Consider the following 16,185-nt stretch of genomic DNA (forward strand, 5'->3'; position numbering starts at 1 on the left):
GTGAATTAGGGAATGAATAGACTTCTGTCGGGTAGAAGAAGTTATAGGTTAGGATCTCGCGGTTGTAAGATGAGAGCTGCTATGAAGCAGCTATAAAAATATGATTACCGCCGTCGGAGGGGCCGCCGGAGTGTGGTAAAATTGATCCTATGTGCGCATAAAATTTGCATGGCTCTAATGTAATCAATACAGCAGCTTTAAAACAACCCCTGAGATAGATTTTAACATTTGGGAAGAGTTCTGCTGATTTCTTCCTTTAATCCATCTCTCCAATCCGTTGCTGAAGGTACTCCGCATTATAGTACAGCAGGGCATAGCCTTCTTCGGTGATGTGTTTTCCCCGCTGGGCACTTAACTCATTGAGAAAAGCATTCAGCACGTTACCTGCCTGCTTGGGCTTATTCCTTTCAAGATGGCGTTCTACATTTCGTAGTTTAACATCCAGGCTGTTGCAAATCCCCTTGTTGGTAATCCATCCCAGTTCTTCACAAGAACGCCGGCGAAAGGTTTGGAGGGTGTCGGTGAAGTCTTGGATATTAGTAATATCTGAATTAGGACGAGGAAATATTGTCAAACCTTGCTTAGCCACATCAAAAAAAGATTCGTTTTCTACTGAATCTGGTTCATTTCCAGGGTCTAAAATAATCTGTTCCCAGCCTTCCATAAAATATTGCTGAATTGTAGGTAATGAATGACTCATAAAAGAAAAATTCTTTAAAGTACTATCAGGTGCTATCCTATATTCCCGACTTGTTGATGAGTAAGAATACCTATTTGGATTAATCCCTGTATAATTTTTCCAGCCAACAGGTGATGATATGTCAAATATTTCTGCTTCTGAAAAAACCAACCAATACCAAATACTTTGATCGCTGGTACTATCATTATTAAGTTCATAATTGTACATGAAAGTGGAGTCTTGCTGTACTATATTTACTGAAATGCTAACATCAAATTTATCTTTCATTGGGTGAGTAAAGATAAGAATGGTATCTCCGTCAACTACTTCATGTCTGAGTTGGGCTTGTGAACAGAATGGTACTACATAAAGCAGGCAAAAAAGTAAGTACTTATTTTTTCTATTTGATGCGAACATGATAGTAAAAACTATAAGTTGTGGTGTTTAATCCTCGTTGTCCACATTCCGTAGCTCCTGTTGCCAATACAATCCCAAGCCAAGCTATTGGATAATGAGCATTTTTTGTTCATCGATATAGGAAAGACTGCCGAAAAAACATGAGTCATAAATTCATCTTTTTCAGGTACCCATCTAAAGAAAGTAAAAACAACCGTCTTTGTTACAATTTTAGTTAATCTTTTTTGTTCCGGAATGATATGTCGGCTAAAAAATAATCCTGAATGGTTACTCTTACGGGAACGAAAACCTGCTAAACTTTCATTTTACATGCACTATTCATTAAGAGAGCAACCGCTTTTTAACAGAAAAAGCAGATGAGCCGGACATCCCATCCGGCTCTTTTTTTGTTGAGCAAGCAAGTGAGCATAAATCACACTTTCCTGTTATACTTACCGTTGATATGAATGCCATGAAATTTTTCCAGACCACCTTATTCTTTCTTTTGCTTTTGGGATGTGCTCCGGCTCTTGCCCAGATCCAGTCTGATACCCAGCTTACCGGCAAGGCGGCCTACATTCAGGGGATGGAAGCATTTGAAAACGAGGAGTTTGAAACGGCCAGGGAGTTATTCCTGGAGGCGCGTCGTAATCTGGAAGCACCTTCGGGTGTAAATTACGCACTGGCTGATACCTATCTGCAGCTGGATGACCTCCCGAAGGCTGCTCTTTATGGAAAGCAGGCCGTTGAAACCGAGCCGGAAAATAAATGGTACCGCCTGAAGCTGGCCCAGATTTACCGGGCTGCCGGTCGTAACCAGGCTACGCTGGATGAGCTGACCACCCTGCTGGACTTTCACCCCGATGATTTCGACGCCCTGTACATGCTCGCCGACACCTATAACGACTATGGCGAGTTTCTGAAATCAAATGAGACACTGGATCAGGTCCTGAAGCTGACCGGGCCCGATATACAGGTGCTGCTGATGAAGTTTAGAAATTTTGAAGCGCTGGCGGTTCCGGATTCGGCAGTGGCTCAGCTGGAAAAAGTGCGTGACATTGACCCGGATAATCTGGAAATGCTGAATATGCTGGGCGAATATTATGTGAGAAACGGTGAGCGCGACTCAGCCAAAAAAGTATTGTCTGATGCGCTGAACAGAAATGCCCGTGATCCGCAATCACTCATAAACCTGGCCGGCATTTACCTCGACGAACAACGATGGGACAGTGCCGGCACCCTGTTAACGGATTTTATCGGTGACCCACTTATTGAGCCGGTGGACAAAATGAACATCGCCCGGTTTCTGTATTCAAGAGTTCAGCAGGATTCCCAGAACATTCAGCTTAGAATTGAAACCGAGCGCGTCTTAGACACCCTTACCGAAAGTGAATCTGGTTACGGTCCGGCTTTCACCCTTGCCGGAGAGTTTTATGCCCAAACAGCTCAACCCGAAAAAGCTCTTGAGAATCTCGAGCGGGCAAACGAGTTGCTCCCTGAAGATGACATCGCGTGGAGGCAGCGCCTGCAGTTGTTGATGAGTCAGGAGAGGTACGAAGAAGCCATTAAAGTAGGTGAAAAAGCAGACGAGTCGGTTCCGGATGATGCCTTTATTCAATTTTTTGTGGGTAGTGCCTATATGCTCACCGACCAAAATCAAAAAGCAGAAGAGTGGCTGGAGAATGCAACCCGCGCCCCGGCTCGCCGCCCATTCAAATCGATTGTGTACAGTACGCTGGGAGATGTGAGGGCGAATCTCGAACATCATGAAGCATCAGATGAAGCCTACGAACTGGCCCTGCGCTACGACCCCGAGAACGACAATGCGATGAATAATTACGCGTATAATTTATCGGTTCGGGGAGAGAACCTGGAACGAGCCAAGGAATTAGCACTAAAAGCCATTGAAGTAGCTCCGGAAAATGCTGCTTACCTGGATACTGTAGGCTGGGTGTATTTCAAGCTGGGCGATTACGACCGGGCTAAAAGATTCATTGACGCCTCCATTAAAACCGGGGCGGCCAGCGCGGAAGTATTGGAACATATGGGCGATGTGGAAGAGCAGCTCGGCAATATGGATGAAGCCCGGGACTGGTGGCAGCAAGCATTGGAAAAAGATTCAACCCGAACACATTTGCAGGATAAAATAAATTAGCGTGAAGTTTAGATCCCGTCTTTCACTTTTAGCAGTCATGGGCCTTGGGTTTATCATCAGCTCGTGTACTTCAACCCGAACGGTTACCGAAGGGGATTTTACCCGTGTTGATATCCCCAAAGAAGAAGTGGTATCCCAAATACCAAACTATGCAACCGAACTGGATGCCATAAAAGGCAAGGGAAGAGCTTTGGTGAGTGAACCAGGGAACAGCGACCGGGTGACCATCGATTTTGAAGCCAATCGGGAACTGAGTCTGCTGACGTTCCAAAACCGGATCGGGATTGAAGGCGGACAGATGCTGGTGGACAGCGATTCTATACTGATCTACAATAAGCTCGACAAAATCGCTCAAAAGATATCTATTTATGACGGGCGGATGACCACCCTGAATGAACTCGCTTCCATTAACATTCTGGATCTGCTGAATTTTAAGGTGGATGCGGGGGATGTGCAGTCTGTTTGGGAAAGCAATAATTCCTATCAGCTGCGGTTAAAAAACGGAGCCCGGGTTTTTGTGAATAAGGAAAAAGGCTGGGTTCAGCAGGTGGATCAAACCCGAAGAGGCCTGGCTCCCTATTCCCGAATTATTTACGAAAGTTACGGCGAGCTGAATGGATTCACTTTACCAAGAAAAATAACGATCTTTAGCGCAGACGGAGATTCACGGGTCGTGTTTTTGGTGAGAAGCCTCGAAGTAAATCCGGGTAAACTAAATCTGGAAATTGATATTCCTAACGACATTAACATTCAAAGGATATGAAAGCGAAAAGCTGCATCCGCATTATTGGAATTCTGACTTTGGTCCTGCTGACGGGTGCTGAGTCTTTCGCTCAAACGTATCAGGAGAAAAGAGAGGAGCTGCTGAAACGTCAGGAAAACACCCGTGCCGAAATTAATGTACTGGAAGCCCGAATTAAGAACTATCAGCAACGGGTTAGCCAAGCCGAAGAACGATTTGACAAGTCCTTTGAGCAATTTCAGTCATTGAATAACCTGATAGCCCTTCAGGATGATAAAATCCAAAGCCTGCAGCAAGAACAAAGTCAGATTGAAGCCGAAATTGAGCTGACGGAAAAGGAGATTGAGCTCAGAGAACAGGAACTGGAACAGCTGATCGATAATTATAAGCAGATTATTCTATATGCCTATAAGAACGGCCGGGCAGGAAATCTGGAGCTGCTACTGACCTCAGAATCCATTAACCAAATGGTGGTGCGGTCGAATTACCTGCAGCGATTTGAGGAGCAGAAGACCAAGCAGGCCGGGCTGATCAGAAAAAATAAGAAGGAGCTGGATCAGGTAAAAGATGATTTGCAGGACAGTTATAAGAAAAATCAGGAAGTGATTGGAGAAATTCGGGAAGAAAAAGAAGAGTTGGGTGATCAGCGCCAGCAGCAGCAGCAGACGGTAGAGAAAATTAAACAGGAACGAAGTACCTGGCTTGAGGAGCTTCGCAAAACCCGGCAGGAAAAAGAGAACCTGGAAAGCACATTCACCAACCTGATTGCTGAAGAAGAAAACCTGAGGGAAGCAGAGAACGAACGTTTACGCCGGCTGGAAGAGGCTCGAAATATTGCAGATGCTGCCCGCCGTGCCGATGAAGTAGAGAAATACTCCCGCCCGATTGTGCGTGAAAACTTTGTGAGCGATGAAGTGTTATTGACCTATGAAAATTCCTTTGCTCAGGCAAAGGGAGATCTTCCGTGGCCGGTAAACAGCAAGACGGTAGCCAAGAAATTCGGCCGTGTACGGAACCCGCTTTATGGCACGGTTACCGAACACCCCGGTATTGATATCGTAGCTGATGCCGCCTCACCTGTAAAGTCTGTATCTGATGGGTATGTATTCCGTATTCAGCCCTTACCCGGTTATGGGGACGTGGTATTTGTAAAGCACGGTTCTTACTACACCGCCTACGGAAACCTAAGCCGCATCGATGTGGAAGTGGGGTCTATTCTTGAGCGCGGGCAGCAACTGGGTTTGTCCGGAACCAGTCAGTCTGAATTAGGTGAAGTTATATTTTTCCTCGTACGCCGTGGTAACGAGAATTTGAATCCTGAAAATTGGTTGACTGCCAAGTAGTTTTACTTTCCGTTAATTCAGGCGTTAAAAGATATGTTAGCATTGGAATTTGGGGTGCGTTTTTAGGAATTTCAGCTTATCTCAAAAACCCCAATTCAACCACTGCAAAACGTTTTGGATAATTTACCACGGTTTATTTTTTACGCTTCCGGCATTTTAATGATTTCAGCTGCCTTCACGCTCATCTCTTCTGAGTTTTTAAGCATGATCAGTAATCCTACCTATGTAGGCCTGCTTGTACTTTTAGGCTTTGGGCTGGTTTATATGAATTTAGTCTTTCTCTCAGGCCGCCGGTTTATGAGGCGTTTACAGGGACCGAATCCCGCCCCTTATGTTTTCGCTCTTTTGGTTGCCGTGGCTCCGTTGGTATGGGTTCAGATTTATGATGCCGGACTGGGAGATTCCAGGCTTACTTTTATGTTTACAGTGATTGTAGCCTGTGGATCGGGGGCTTTTTTCGGCCACCGTGCCGGACTAAAGGCCCAGGCCAAGTTCCAGGAAAACCTGAAAGAATATTTAAATCAGGACGAAAAAACTCCGGACGATTTAAAGCGTTCGCATGATAACCTCAACAAAAATTAAATTTATGAAACCATTTAAAGCTACTGCTCTTTCTCTTCTTTTTATTATTGCTTTTTCAGGATTTGCCCACGCCCAAACACCCGAAATGGAAGTGCTTAGGGAAATCGGAGCGGCTCCATCTGCCGACCGGATTGAAGCCGATATCACGAAACTGGTTAGTTTTGGAACCCGACACACCCTTTCCGACACAACCTCAGAAACTCGCGGCATCGGTGCGGCCCGGCGCTGGATTAAGGCTGAATTTGAACGGATCTCCGAAAATTGCGGAGGTTGCCTCGAAGTTTTTTATGTGAGTGATGTTATTGAAGGAACGCGTCGTATCCCGGAGCCTACCAATGTTGTTAACGTGATAGCCATTCAGCGTGGTACTGCTGATCCTAACCGGTTTGTGGTGATGAGCGGTGATATTGATTCCCGCGTATCCGATGCGTTGGATGGAGAGTCAGAATCTCCCGGCGCCAACGATAATGCTTCCGGAGTGGCCGGGGTGCTGGAGTCTGCCCGGGTTTTGACGAATTATGAGTTTGAAGGATCTATCATGTATGCAGCTCTTTCTGGTGAAGAGCAGGGCTTGTTTGGAGGTCAGATTCTCGCGGCTCATGCCAAAGAAAAAGGCTGGGATATTAAAGGTGTTTTAAACAACGATATGATTGGAAATATCCAGGGTATTAACCAGGTGATTGATAATACCACCGCCAGGGTTTTTTCTGAAGGAACCCGCTATGTGGAAACAGAGCGAGAGGCAACCATTCGCCGCTATACCGGCGGTGAAGTGGATTCACCATCACGAAATCTGGCCCGTTATGTAGATAAAATGGCCGATTTGTACATCCGTAATTTAGATGTAATGATGATTTACCGGCTTGATCGTTTTGGGCGCGGAGGACATCACCGTCCGTTTAATGAAGCCGGCTTCCCGGGAGTACGAATCATGGAAACCAATGAAGATTACAACCGCCAGCACCAGGATTTACGAACCGAAGATGGTGTAGAATATGGCGACGTACTGGGCGAAGTGGAATTTGATTTTGCAGCCAAACTGACCGGACTGAATGCGGTGGTAATGGCAGCGATGAGTTGGGCACCAAGTCCACCGGCAGAAGTAGAAATTGAGGGAGCTGTTCGCCCAAGTACCACCCTTAAATGGAAAGCATTGGACCCTGAGCAAAACCCTCAGCTGGCCGGATATAAAATTTACTGGCGACTCACCGATGCTAACCAATGGCAGAAAAGTGTGTTCGTACCCGCAAATAAAACCGAGCACACGCTGGAGAATGTAGTTATCGACAACTACTACTTTGGGGTAGCCAGTGTATCAGAAGACGGTTTTGAGAGTCCGGTTGTGTTTCCGGGTCCTGCCGGCTCTTTTGGTGATTAAGCCATTGTAATTAATGAGAAAAGCTGCAGAAAATTAGCGCAAGCGTCCGCTTGTGCGGTTTTCCATTGGGATGATGTCTCAAAAAACGTAGGTCGGACAGCCTGTCCGACCTACGTTTTTTATAAACTTGATGTAGCTCCAACGTTCAGCGTTGGAGCTTTTTTTATTAACCGATATAAGCCGGTTCAATCACCCGCTCAATATTAATCTTCTTGCCCGTCACTTCTTTAAGCAGGTCAGATTTACGTTCGGCTCCCCAAATTTCCAGATAAGGCTCTCCCTCAGTACGGATATTCAACTTGATCTGATCCTTTTCAGAATAAACCTGCAGGTCTTTCACATTCTGATAGTGACTTCGGTCCAGCCCATCTGCCACGCGAAGAATGCCCGAAAGCTTTTTGATTCGCTTGCGAATAGCCGGGGGCATTTTCCAGTACTCACCATGTCGTTTTTTTGGGGTTGAACGCCGGTGGTAACGGGCCACATTAGCGATGATCTCAATCTCGTCTTCCTTAAAGCCCTTCAAATCAGAGTGACGGATGATATACAGGGCATGTTTGTGGTGTTTGGAGTGAGAAATATAGTATCCGATGTCATGGAGATAGCTGGCATATTCCAGCAGTTCACGGTCGTTCAAAGTCAGCTCAAGTTCATCTTCCAGCGCATCAAAAATAGTGAGGGCCATATTTGCTACATGGCGGGAATGCGCTTCATGCCAGTTTGTTTTTCTAAGGAGCTCAAAAACACTACGTCGCCTTGGGTCTGCAAAAGCTCCCGACCACTGCAGCCCAATCATGTCTTTCTTCAGGTAGCGGATTACAATCCCTTCGCGCAGTGCCTGGGAAGAAATTTTTACCGTTTTAATGCCAAACTTCCGGATCAGAAAGTCCAGCAACACCACCCCGGTATTGATAAAGCCTACCCGCTTGGTATCCAGTCCGTCAACTTTTTTGCGCTCTTTCTTGCTGAGTTTAATAAACCAATCATAGAACTTTTTGAATTCTTCAGCCGAAAACTCCATCTCGTTCAGCGTAACATCGATGGACTTATCCTTGCGGGCGGCAATCATCTGAGCAATGTTTTCCATGGTACCCGAAGACCCGATAATGGTATCGGTGCGGTGCTGGGCAAATGCCTGGGCTACATCCCGGAGTTGTTCTTCGTAGTGGGTTTCCAGCTTTTTAATGTCTTCATCGGTAATAGGGTCGGCGGGTTTGAAGATTTCCGTCATCCGGGAAACCCCGATTTTCTTGCTGGCGGTATAAAAGAATTCCTTTTCATTTCCGATCAGAAACTCCACGCTTCCACCCCCAACATCAGCCATCAGGACTGGTTCTTCTGTGAGCTTCACTCCATGTCGGACCGCAAGTCCGATCAGCTCGGCTTCAACACGGCCGGGAATGGCATTCATTTTAATGCCAATATCATCAATGCTTTTTTGAATGAACTCCCCGCCGTTTTCTGCTTCCCGAATAGCACTGGTTGCGTAGGCCAGAATTTCTTCACACTCGTAGCTGTCAGCCAGTCGCTTGATATTTCTTAGCGCCGTTAACCCTCGTTTAAATGCCCCGTCAGAAAGGCGTTTGCCCATTCCGCCCTTGGCAAGCTGAACCATTTCCTTGAGTTTGTCGAGCGTTCGGAAGCTGCCGTCGGAGTAAACATCAACTATAATGGCGTGGAAGGAGTTGGTGCCAATGTCGATGGCGGCGATGCGTTTGATGGGGGCAACCTGGTTGTTACTACTGCTGATGATCACGCTGGATAATTGATTTGGAGCTTTGGATTAATCATACACAAAAGATAACCATTTTGATAATGGGGAATGACTGCCATTCTGTAGAAAAAACGGGCAAACACATTGCATGAGTGTTGAAGAATTTACTATTTGCTCACTTTTAACATGCAATTATTTACTGCTTTAGCAGTGATAAAGTCTTTTTTAAGGGATTGTTCAGGGCAAATTGCTGTTCAAGTTGTAAAATTACTGTTTAAGCGGTAATTATTTTTATTTTGCATTGTTTTTAGGATGTTCGAGTTGTATAATAAGATTAATAACTGCTATAACGGTAAATAAAATTATTATGAATTATTTTGGAAAACTTATTCGCTGTCATAGAAAACAGAGTAATTTAACACAAGTACAATTAGCTGATTTAGCCGGTGTAGGTAAGACGGTAGTATTCGATATCGAGCATGGCAAAGAAACAGTTCAATTTGAGAGCTTTCAAAAAGTATGCAGTGTACTCAATATTGATATAAAATTAGAGAGCCCGTTGATGGATTACTGTTTGAAGGAGGTATCAAATGAGAAAGGCTAAGGTTTATATGCATAATGAAGAAGCCGGTTGGCTAATTGAGGATGAGCTAAACCAAAAATATCGATTCATTTACGATGATTCATACAAAGGGAAAGCTATATCAGTAACGATGCCTGTTGAAGACAAAGAGTTTAAATTTGAACACTTCCCGCCTTTTTTTGAGGGACTGCTTCCGGAAGGCGTAAACCTGGAGGCTCTTTTAAGAACTAAAAAAATTGACAGAAACGATCGGTTTGCACAATTGATGGCGGTAGGTGAGGATACCGTTGGGGCAGTAACTGTTAAGGAGATTAAAGCATGACCCGATGTCCGATAACCTACGAGAGAATCGCCTCGGGACGGTACAGTAAAACCGGTCTTAATAAGCTCAACCCTGCACTAAAGGAGTTAAAACCTTTGCCTTTTGACCGAAAGGAGCAGGTTCAGGAAGCCCAAAAGAGAATGACGAAAATGTCGATAGCCGGAGTACAGCCCAAACTAAGTGCACAATTAAGTATTAAGAACGAATCGTTTAAAATTGTGGACAGGCAGGGAAGTTACATACTGAAGCCTCAGTTATCAGACTATGATGAAGTTCCTGAAAATGAAGATGTAACGATGAAAATGGCTAAGGCAGCAGGTATTGAAGTGCCATTACATGGATTGATCTATGCGAAAGACCAGTCGCTGCTTTACTTCATTAAGCGGTTCGACAGATTCGGGCAAGCAGGTAAAGTTCATGTTGAAGATTTTGCTCAGGTAGCAGGAATGAGCCGGGAAACAAAATACAATTACTCGATGGAGAAAGTAATTTCACTAATTGATAAGTACTGTACTTTTCCCATGGTGGAGAAAATGAAGCTATTTCGAAGGACCTTGTTTTGTTTCTTATGCGGAAACGAAGACATGCACTTAAAAAACTTCTCCTTTATATACAGAGATCAAAAAACAGAGCTTTCTCCGGCTTATGACCTTTTAAATACAACGATCGTAATGTCAAACCCCGTGGAAGAGATGGCACTTCCACTGAAGGGGAAGAAGTCCAACTTCACTCAGGCTATTTTTTTCAAGTATTTTGGTGAAGAGCGAATGGAGTTGAATAATAAAGTGCTCACAACTATTAAAAAAGACCTTTGGGATGCACGCCAGGAATGGGAAAGGCTAATTAAAATCAGTTTTTTAAGCGACGAAAAAAAAGAAGCCTACTTTGAAATCCTGGAACAACGGTTTCAGGCTCTAAACTGACTTACCAAAATTTACTTGTGCACTCGCTTTTGAATACCTACCATTAACCAACTTTTAAAAAGGAATAATTACCTCGTAAGTATGAAGAAATTTGTTTTAACAGCTGTTGCAGCTTGTTTATTAGTAACCGGAAGCGCGCTTGCCCAGCTTCAGTCACCGGCTGAATTTTTAGGGTATGAATTGGGTGAAAAGTGGACTCCTCACTATAAAGTGATGAATTATTTCCGGCACGTAGCTGATGAGTCCCCGATGGTTTCCCTTACCCAATACGGAACCACCAATGAAGGTCGCGAGCTGATGTATGCGGTTGTTACAACCGAGGCTAATCACCAAAATCTGGATGAAATTCGTACGAATAATTTAAAACTGGCCGACCTTGAAGCCGGTACTCCGAGTCCCAATCAAAAGGCGATTGTATGGATGAGTTATAACGTACACGGAAATGAAACTTCATCCAGTGAAGCTGCCCTGAATACCGTTTATAAACTGGTTACAGAAAATGCTAATTGGCTGGAGAATACCGTGGTAATTATGGACCCGATGGTAAATCCGGACGGACGTGATCGTTATGTGAATTGGTACAGAAGCGTGGTTGGGGAGAATAAGAATGTACATCCTGAAACGCGTGAACACCATGAACCGTGGCCGGGCGGCAGAACCAATCACTATTATTTTGATCTGAACCGGGATTGGGCATGGCAAACGCAAGTGGAGAGTCAGCAACGAATCCGCGTTTATAACGAGTGGATGCCTCATGTGCATGTCGACTTCCATGAGCAGGGATACAATTCACCGTATTATTTCGCTCCGGCAGCCGAGCCGTTCCATATGGCGATCACAGACTGGCAGCGGCAGTTTCAGACCATGATTGGTAAAAACCACACCAAATACTTTGACGAAGAAAACTGGCTGTACTTTACCCGCGAGGTTTTTGACCTGTTCTATCCAAGCTACGGGGATACCTGGCCTACATTCAATGGGGCTATCGGGATGACTTATGAGCAGGCCGGCCACAGTTCTGCCGGGCGCGGAGTAATCACCGCCGAAGGGGATACCCTTACTTTACTCGATCGGCTTACTCATCACACCGTAAGCGGTCTTTCGACGGTGGAAATTACCGCTCAAAATTCGAAGCGGGTGATTCAGGAGTTTTCGGATTATTTCACCAATACAAACCGAAATGGAGCCGGCGAATACAAAACCTTTGTAGTGAAAAAGAGCAGCAACCCGGATAAAGTATCCCGGCTGCTGAGATACTTGGTAAATCAGCGCATCGATTTTGGAGTGGCAAGCCGTTCTTCCAATGCAAACGGATACGATTACAGCACGGGTGAAACGGGTCGGGTTTCCATCGAGGAAGGTGATTATGTGATTAGCACGTATCAACCCAAGGGGACGCTGGTTCGGGTGTTGTTTGAGCCAAAGCCCGAGCTTGCAGATTCACTCACTTATGATATCACCGCCTGGGAAATGCACTATGCCTATGGAGTGGATGGCTATGCAATCAAAGGTCAGCTGGATACCGAGCCCCTTTCCATGAGTATGGAAGATGAGCTCACTCCGGTTCTCGACAAGCCGTATGCTTATCTCGCAAAATGGAATTCTATTGAAGACTTGAGATACCTGGCACGACTGCTGGATGAAGGTGTTGCGGTCCGGTATGCTGAAAAGGCTTTCACCCTGAACGGAAAAGAATATGCTCCTGGCACCTTAATCATCACGCGCAACGGAAATGAAAAACTGGGGGATAAGTTTGATGGAATTGTGAAGGATGAAGCGAATTTGCTGAACCGGATTGTCACTCCTGTTGCTACAGGATTTGTGGATTCCGGCAAAGATTTCGGCTCATCTTCGGTCCGCTATATTGAGAAGCCTAAAGTGGCTTTGCTCTCCGGTGAAGGAACCAACTCTAACATGGTGGGGCATATCTGGAACTACTTCGATCAGCAAATCAACTACCCGGTAAATCTGATTAATGCAGATGATGTGAGTTCTGTAAACTGGGATGATTATCACGTGCTAATTCTGCCGGATACCTATGGCAGTGCTGTCGGAAGTGGAGAACTGGATGCTATAAAAGGATGGGTAAGTTCGGGCGGAACCCTGATTGCCGTTGGGAGTGCCAATAATGACTTAGCCGGAAAGGATGGTTTCAGCCTGAAAAGAAAAGAGCGGGAAAATGAGGAAAGTGAAGATCCTGAAGATAAGCTTCAAAAGTATGGGGAAGCTTCACGCGAACGGGCACAGTTCTTTAATCCCGGCAGCATATTCCTGATTTCGATGGATACCTCACACCCTTTAGCTTTCGGGTATGATGAAGAATACATGTCACTGAAACTGGGGTCTTCTGCTTTTGATTATCTTGCAAACGGGTGGAATGTTGGAGCGGCCAAACCGGGAGCGCATCGCAGCGGTTTTGTGGGAAATAAAGCGAAGGAATCTCTGGAGCACACGCTTGCTTTCGGTGTTCAGGATATGGGGGCAGGTCACGTAGTGTATATGGTTGACAATCCCCTGTTCCGCGGTTTCTGGCACAACGGTAAACTGCTGTTTGGGAATGCTGTTTTCTTTGTGGGGAATTAGAATAACGTCTTAAAGTGCGAAGGTGTTAACGTGAAGTACTGTATGATTTACGTTAACACCTAAACACGTTCACACTTTAAGGGCATGAAGGGAGTTCTAAATTTGGCGAAAAACCTCAAATGCCAGCCACCAATTCAGCTGATGGGCTAAGTCTTTATTGTTGTCATCATAAAAGCCGGTAATTAATTGATCGATTTTTCTATGGTCATAGGCTGAAAACTCTTTAGCTGATTGAGAGTTATGAAGGTCGCGGATGTATTCTTCCATAGTCATCAGGAAGTCAATGGTTTGTGGGCTTTCGTGCTTCATCCCAAGTTTTTGTTTTATTCTCATCCATATCGCCGAGGTGTAGTCTTTCATCCAATATGGATAGGAGTAATCTCCTTTTATGAGAGGGGCGCTCTGGAGTTTGGAGGCGTTTCTTTTAATAAAAGATCGAAAAACCCGAGCATTCTTACGGTCCTTAACGGGTAAATTGAGAGCGAACTCGATTAAATCGGGCTGTAAAAAAGGCATGTAATTGAGCAGCTCATTATCAGAGCGAGCTTGCTCGGGGCCTGCCGCATTTGGTACTCGAGTCCTAACAGTAAATAAGTCCAGCCAGTTTTCTATACCGATTTCAGTGATATCCGGCATGGCATCGATTTCTTCCTGAAGTTCCTCTTTTAAACCTGAAATCATCGAGTTATTGCATTCTTCAGTAAAGATGTCGGACCGATCCAGCCGCAAAAAGGGAATCAAAGCCGGAATGTCTTTTTTTAGTAAGGCGGTTTTGGCTCTTAAGAGTATGTTGTTCATGAAGCGGCGCCTGGCTATCTCTCCAAAACCTCCATCTATTACTGAAAAACCTAAATCCTGAATTTTCTTATATGCTTGAAATCCTACAAAATGTGAAGGGGTTGATGTTAACATAGTTTGCCCGATAAAATCAGGAAGTAGGTCTTCGATTTCTTTGGCTTCAGGAATCCTTTCCTCAAAAACGTAATGTTCTTTGTTATAAAAACTGTTTAATAAAGTTGCGGTTTTTAAATCCGGGTGTCTTGCTTCGCCAAAGGTATGTGTGGTCCAATTTGAATTTGATTGCTGAAGAAGGATAGCAAAAAGGGTTCGTGAGTCCAGCCCACCTGAGAGTCCTAAAGAGAGAGGTTGTCCTTGTTTTAAAGGCAGAGTGCTGAAATTCGACAAAGCATTTATGAAGCTTTGAGGGTTGACTTCTCTATGGCTATGACTCCATCTGTTATTTGAAATCGATACTCTTTCTGGATTTATAGTGGCATGACCACCCTGAGAAATACGTTCAACACCCTCTATAAAACTACCGTTAGAAAACTGGTTAATGGCCAGCCAGCGACTACCAAATTTTTCACAATTGATGGCGGTATGTGGAATGAGTTTTTTAATCCAGTCGAGCCTGGTAGAAAAAAGAACAAAATCTTTTGCCTGGTGAATAAACACATTCCGGATTCCCAGCTGGTCGGTGATCAATTCGGTCGTCTGATCATTCCACCGGCAGACCGAAAAATGACCATTAATTTGATGAAGATGATTAACTCCTTTCCCAATGGCCTGATCCCAATCATCTAAATCGTATAACTTAGGCTTTTCATCGTTCGAAATGCCGATACCGGATGCTACCCACCCGGCCTGCTGATCTTCATCCAATTGGTAATGAGTGGTTTGATGATGACCTCCGGCAAGCAAGAAAAAGGACTCAGTCTCTACATTAAAGTCATTGCTTGAAGTAAGCGAAAGAATTGAATTCTTTAGTGATTGGTCACGACCTGCTATGCCAATAAACCAACCCATTAACTTTGCGCCAACTCAGCCTCGCTGGCAATGTACCCGAAGGCTGCCCAGTTGCCGGCTTCATACACTCCCTGCCAGATTTCTTTGGCTCTTTCTCCCCTGCCGTTGATGTGGTGCCAGAAACCAAGCCCGTAACCTAATGTAGCATTGTCAAGTTCGGAGTTCTCTTCGGTGATGATTTCATCCGGAGAAAACACACCTTTGAATACCATCAACAACTCATGGTAGCTGGTGTTTTCAATCAGTTCCATATCCGGTGAAACTTGCTCGAGTAATGCCCCGGCTTTCGCATCCCGGCCTAATTTTCGCAGGGTCATATATTTCCAGTATAAAAAAGCCACGCGCATGTCTGTATTATCGGAAACCTGAAGTCCATTTTCGTAAGCCAGGTTAGCCTGATCGTATTCTCCTTTAAGATAATGAGCCAATCCTAAGTGATACCAGGTATTGGTTTGGAGAGAGCTGAGCGGAATGTTTTGCTCATTGGGTAAGCCATCTTTTTCAGTGATATCGGGCTGACCTTCAAAAAGCTTTGCAGCTTGCTGAAAATCATCGATGGCTAAATCAAAAGCCCGGAGAGTGATGTATCTGTGCCCGCGGTGCCGGTACAATCTCGGTTTATCAGGAAACTGATTAATGGCATCGGTAAAAAGCTGAACAGCCTGGCGGTAATCTCCGGCATAGGCAGTTTTCCGGGCTTCCCAAATCATGTGATCCACCATCCGGTCTTCCTGATAAGTCAACTTACTCAGCGAATCAATCCGAATTAAATATCGCTGGGGAATCGCCTGAATGTCGGTCTTCAGCGTATCGCCCAACAAAGAAATGGATTGAACTGAAATTGGGAGAGACTCAAAATCCGGTTGCTTTTTTTCGGGCTGACAGGAAATTAGAAGAAATGATAAAATCAGGAAAACCGGAATGAGAGACTTCATAACTATTGGGTTAATTCAGGAATGATGATGACGGGAATATATTG

General features: G+C 44.9%; 13 protein-coding genes. 9 read left to right on the forward strand and 4 right to left on the reverse strand.

The window, feature by feature from the left end; translation table 11 throughout:
* Window positions 1-256: 256 nt before the first annotated feature.
* Window positions 257-967, reverse strand: coding sequence for a spectrin repeat-containing protein (locus NM125_RS08195; RefSeq protein WP_255134419.1), 711 nt, complete (start codon window positions 965-967; stop codon window positions 257-259).
* Window positions 968-1,538: 571 nt separating this feature from the next.
* Between NM125_RS08195 and NM125_RS08200 the strand changes: the two genes are divergently transcribed.
* The 5 genes from NM125_RS08200 (at window position 1,539) to NM125_RS08220 (ending at window position 7,275) form a co-directional block, all read left to right on the forward strand.
* Window positions 1,539-3,230 (forward strand): tetratricopeptide repeat protein, encoded by a 1,692-nt coding sequence (locus NM125_RS08200; RefSeq protein WP_255134420.1) that lies wholly within the window; start codon window positions 1,539-1,541, stop codon window positions 3,228-3,230.
* 1 nt (window position 3,231) lies between these two features.
* Window positions 3,232-3,993 (forward strand): DUF4292 domain-containing protein, encoded by a 762-nt coding sequence (locus tag NM125_RS08205; RefSeq protein WP_255134421.1) that lies wholly within the window; start codon window positions 3,232-3,234, stop codon window positions 3,991-3,993.
* Window positions 3,990-5,315, forward strand: a complete 1,326-nt coding sequence (locus NM125_RS08210) for a murein hydrolase activator EnvC family protein (protein ID WP_255134422.1) — start codon at window positions 3,990-3,992, stop codon at window positions 5,313-5,315. Before NM125_RS08205 ends, NM125_RS08210 begins: the two co-directional genes overlap by 4 nt.
* Before the next feature lie 114 nt (window positions 5,316-5,429).
* On the forward strand, window positions 5,430-5,897 hold the full coding sequence (locus tag NM125_RS08215; protein WP_255134423.1) for a hypothetical protein: 468 nt from the start codon (window positions 5,430-5,432) through the stop codon (window positions 5,895-5,897).
* Between the two features lie 4 nt (window positions 5,898-5,901).
* On the forward strand, window positions 5,902-7,275 hold the full coding sequence (locus NM125_RS08220; protein WP_255134424.1) for a M28 family metallopeptidase: 1,374 nt from the start codon (window positions 5,902-5,904) through the stop codon (window positions 7,273-7,275).
* 166 nt (window positions 7,276-7,441) lie between these two features.
* Here the strand turns inward: NM125_RS08220 and NM125_RS15975 are convergent, their stop codons facing one another.
* On the reverse strand, window positions 7,442-9,031 hold the full coding sequence (locus NM125_RS15975; protein WP_255134425.1) for a Ppx/GppA phosphatase family protein: 1,590 nt from the start codon (window positions 9,029-9,031) through the stop codon (window positions 7,442-7,444).
* Between the two features lie 325 nt (window positions 9,032-9,356).
* Here NM125_RS15975 and NM125_RS08230 point away from each other — a divergent pair, with 325 nt between their 5' ends.
* From NM125_RS08230 to NM125_RS08245, 4 genes are all read left to right on the forward strand, one after another.
* Window positions 9,357-9,593 carry a helix-turn-helix domain-containing protein gene (locus tag NM125_RS08230; protein WP_255134426.1) on the forward strand — a complete coding sequence of 79 codons (237 nt, stop codon included), beginning with the start codon at window positions 9,357-9,359 and terminating at the stop codon, window positions 9,591-9,593.
* Window positions 9,580-9,894: a HipA N-terminal domain-containing protein gene (locus NM125_RS08235; RefSeq protein ID WP_255134427.1), complete on the forward strand. Its 315-nt coding sequence runs from the start codon at window positions 9,580-9,582 to the stop codon at window positions 9,892-9,894. Before NM125_RS08230 ends, NM125_RS08235 begins: the two co-directional genes overlap by 14 nt.
* Window positions 9,891-10,817 (forward strand): HipA domain-containing protein, encoded by a 927-nt coding sequence (locus tag NM125_RS08240; protein ID WP_255134428.1) that lies wholly within the window; start codon window positions 9,891-9,893, stop codon window positions 10,815-10,817. Before NM125_RS08235 ends, NM125_RS08240 begins: the two co-directional genes overlap by 4 nt.
* Window positions 10,818-10,898: 81 nt before the next feature.
* Window positions 10,899-13,400 (forward strand): M14 family metallopeptidase, encoded by a 2,502-nt coding sequence (locus tag NM125_RS08245; protein ID WP_255134429.1) that lies wholly within the window; start codon window positions 10,899-10,901, stop codon window positions 13,398-13,400.
* Between the two features lie 96 nt (window positions 13,401-13,496).
* Here NM125_RS08245 and NM125_RS08250 read toward each other — a convergent pair whose 3' ends face one another.
* Both NM125_RS08250 and NM125_RS08255 read right to left on the reverse strand, forming a co-directional pair.
* Window positions 13,497-15,206, reverse strand: coding sequence for an asparagine synthase-related protein (locus NM125_RS08250; protein ID WP_255134430.1), 1,710 nt, complete (start codon window positions 15,204-15,206; stop codon window positions 13,497-13,499).
* Complete coding sequence (locus NM125_RS08255) at window positions 15,206-16,141, reverse strand: tetratricopeptide repeat protein (protein WP_255134431.1); 936 nt, start codon at window positions 16,139-16,141, stop codon at window positions 15,206-15,208. The genes NM125_RS08250 and NM125_RS08255 overlap by 1 nt, the downstream gene beginning before the upstream one ends.
* Window positions 16,142-16,185: the final 44 nt, after the last annotated feature.

The organism is Gracilimonas sediminicola (assembly GCF_024320785.1).
In the GTDB taxonomy this organism is placed as follows: domain Bacteria; phylum Bacteroidota; class Rhodothermia; order Balneolales; family Balneolaceae; genus Gracilimonas; species Gracilimonas sediminicola.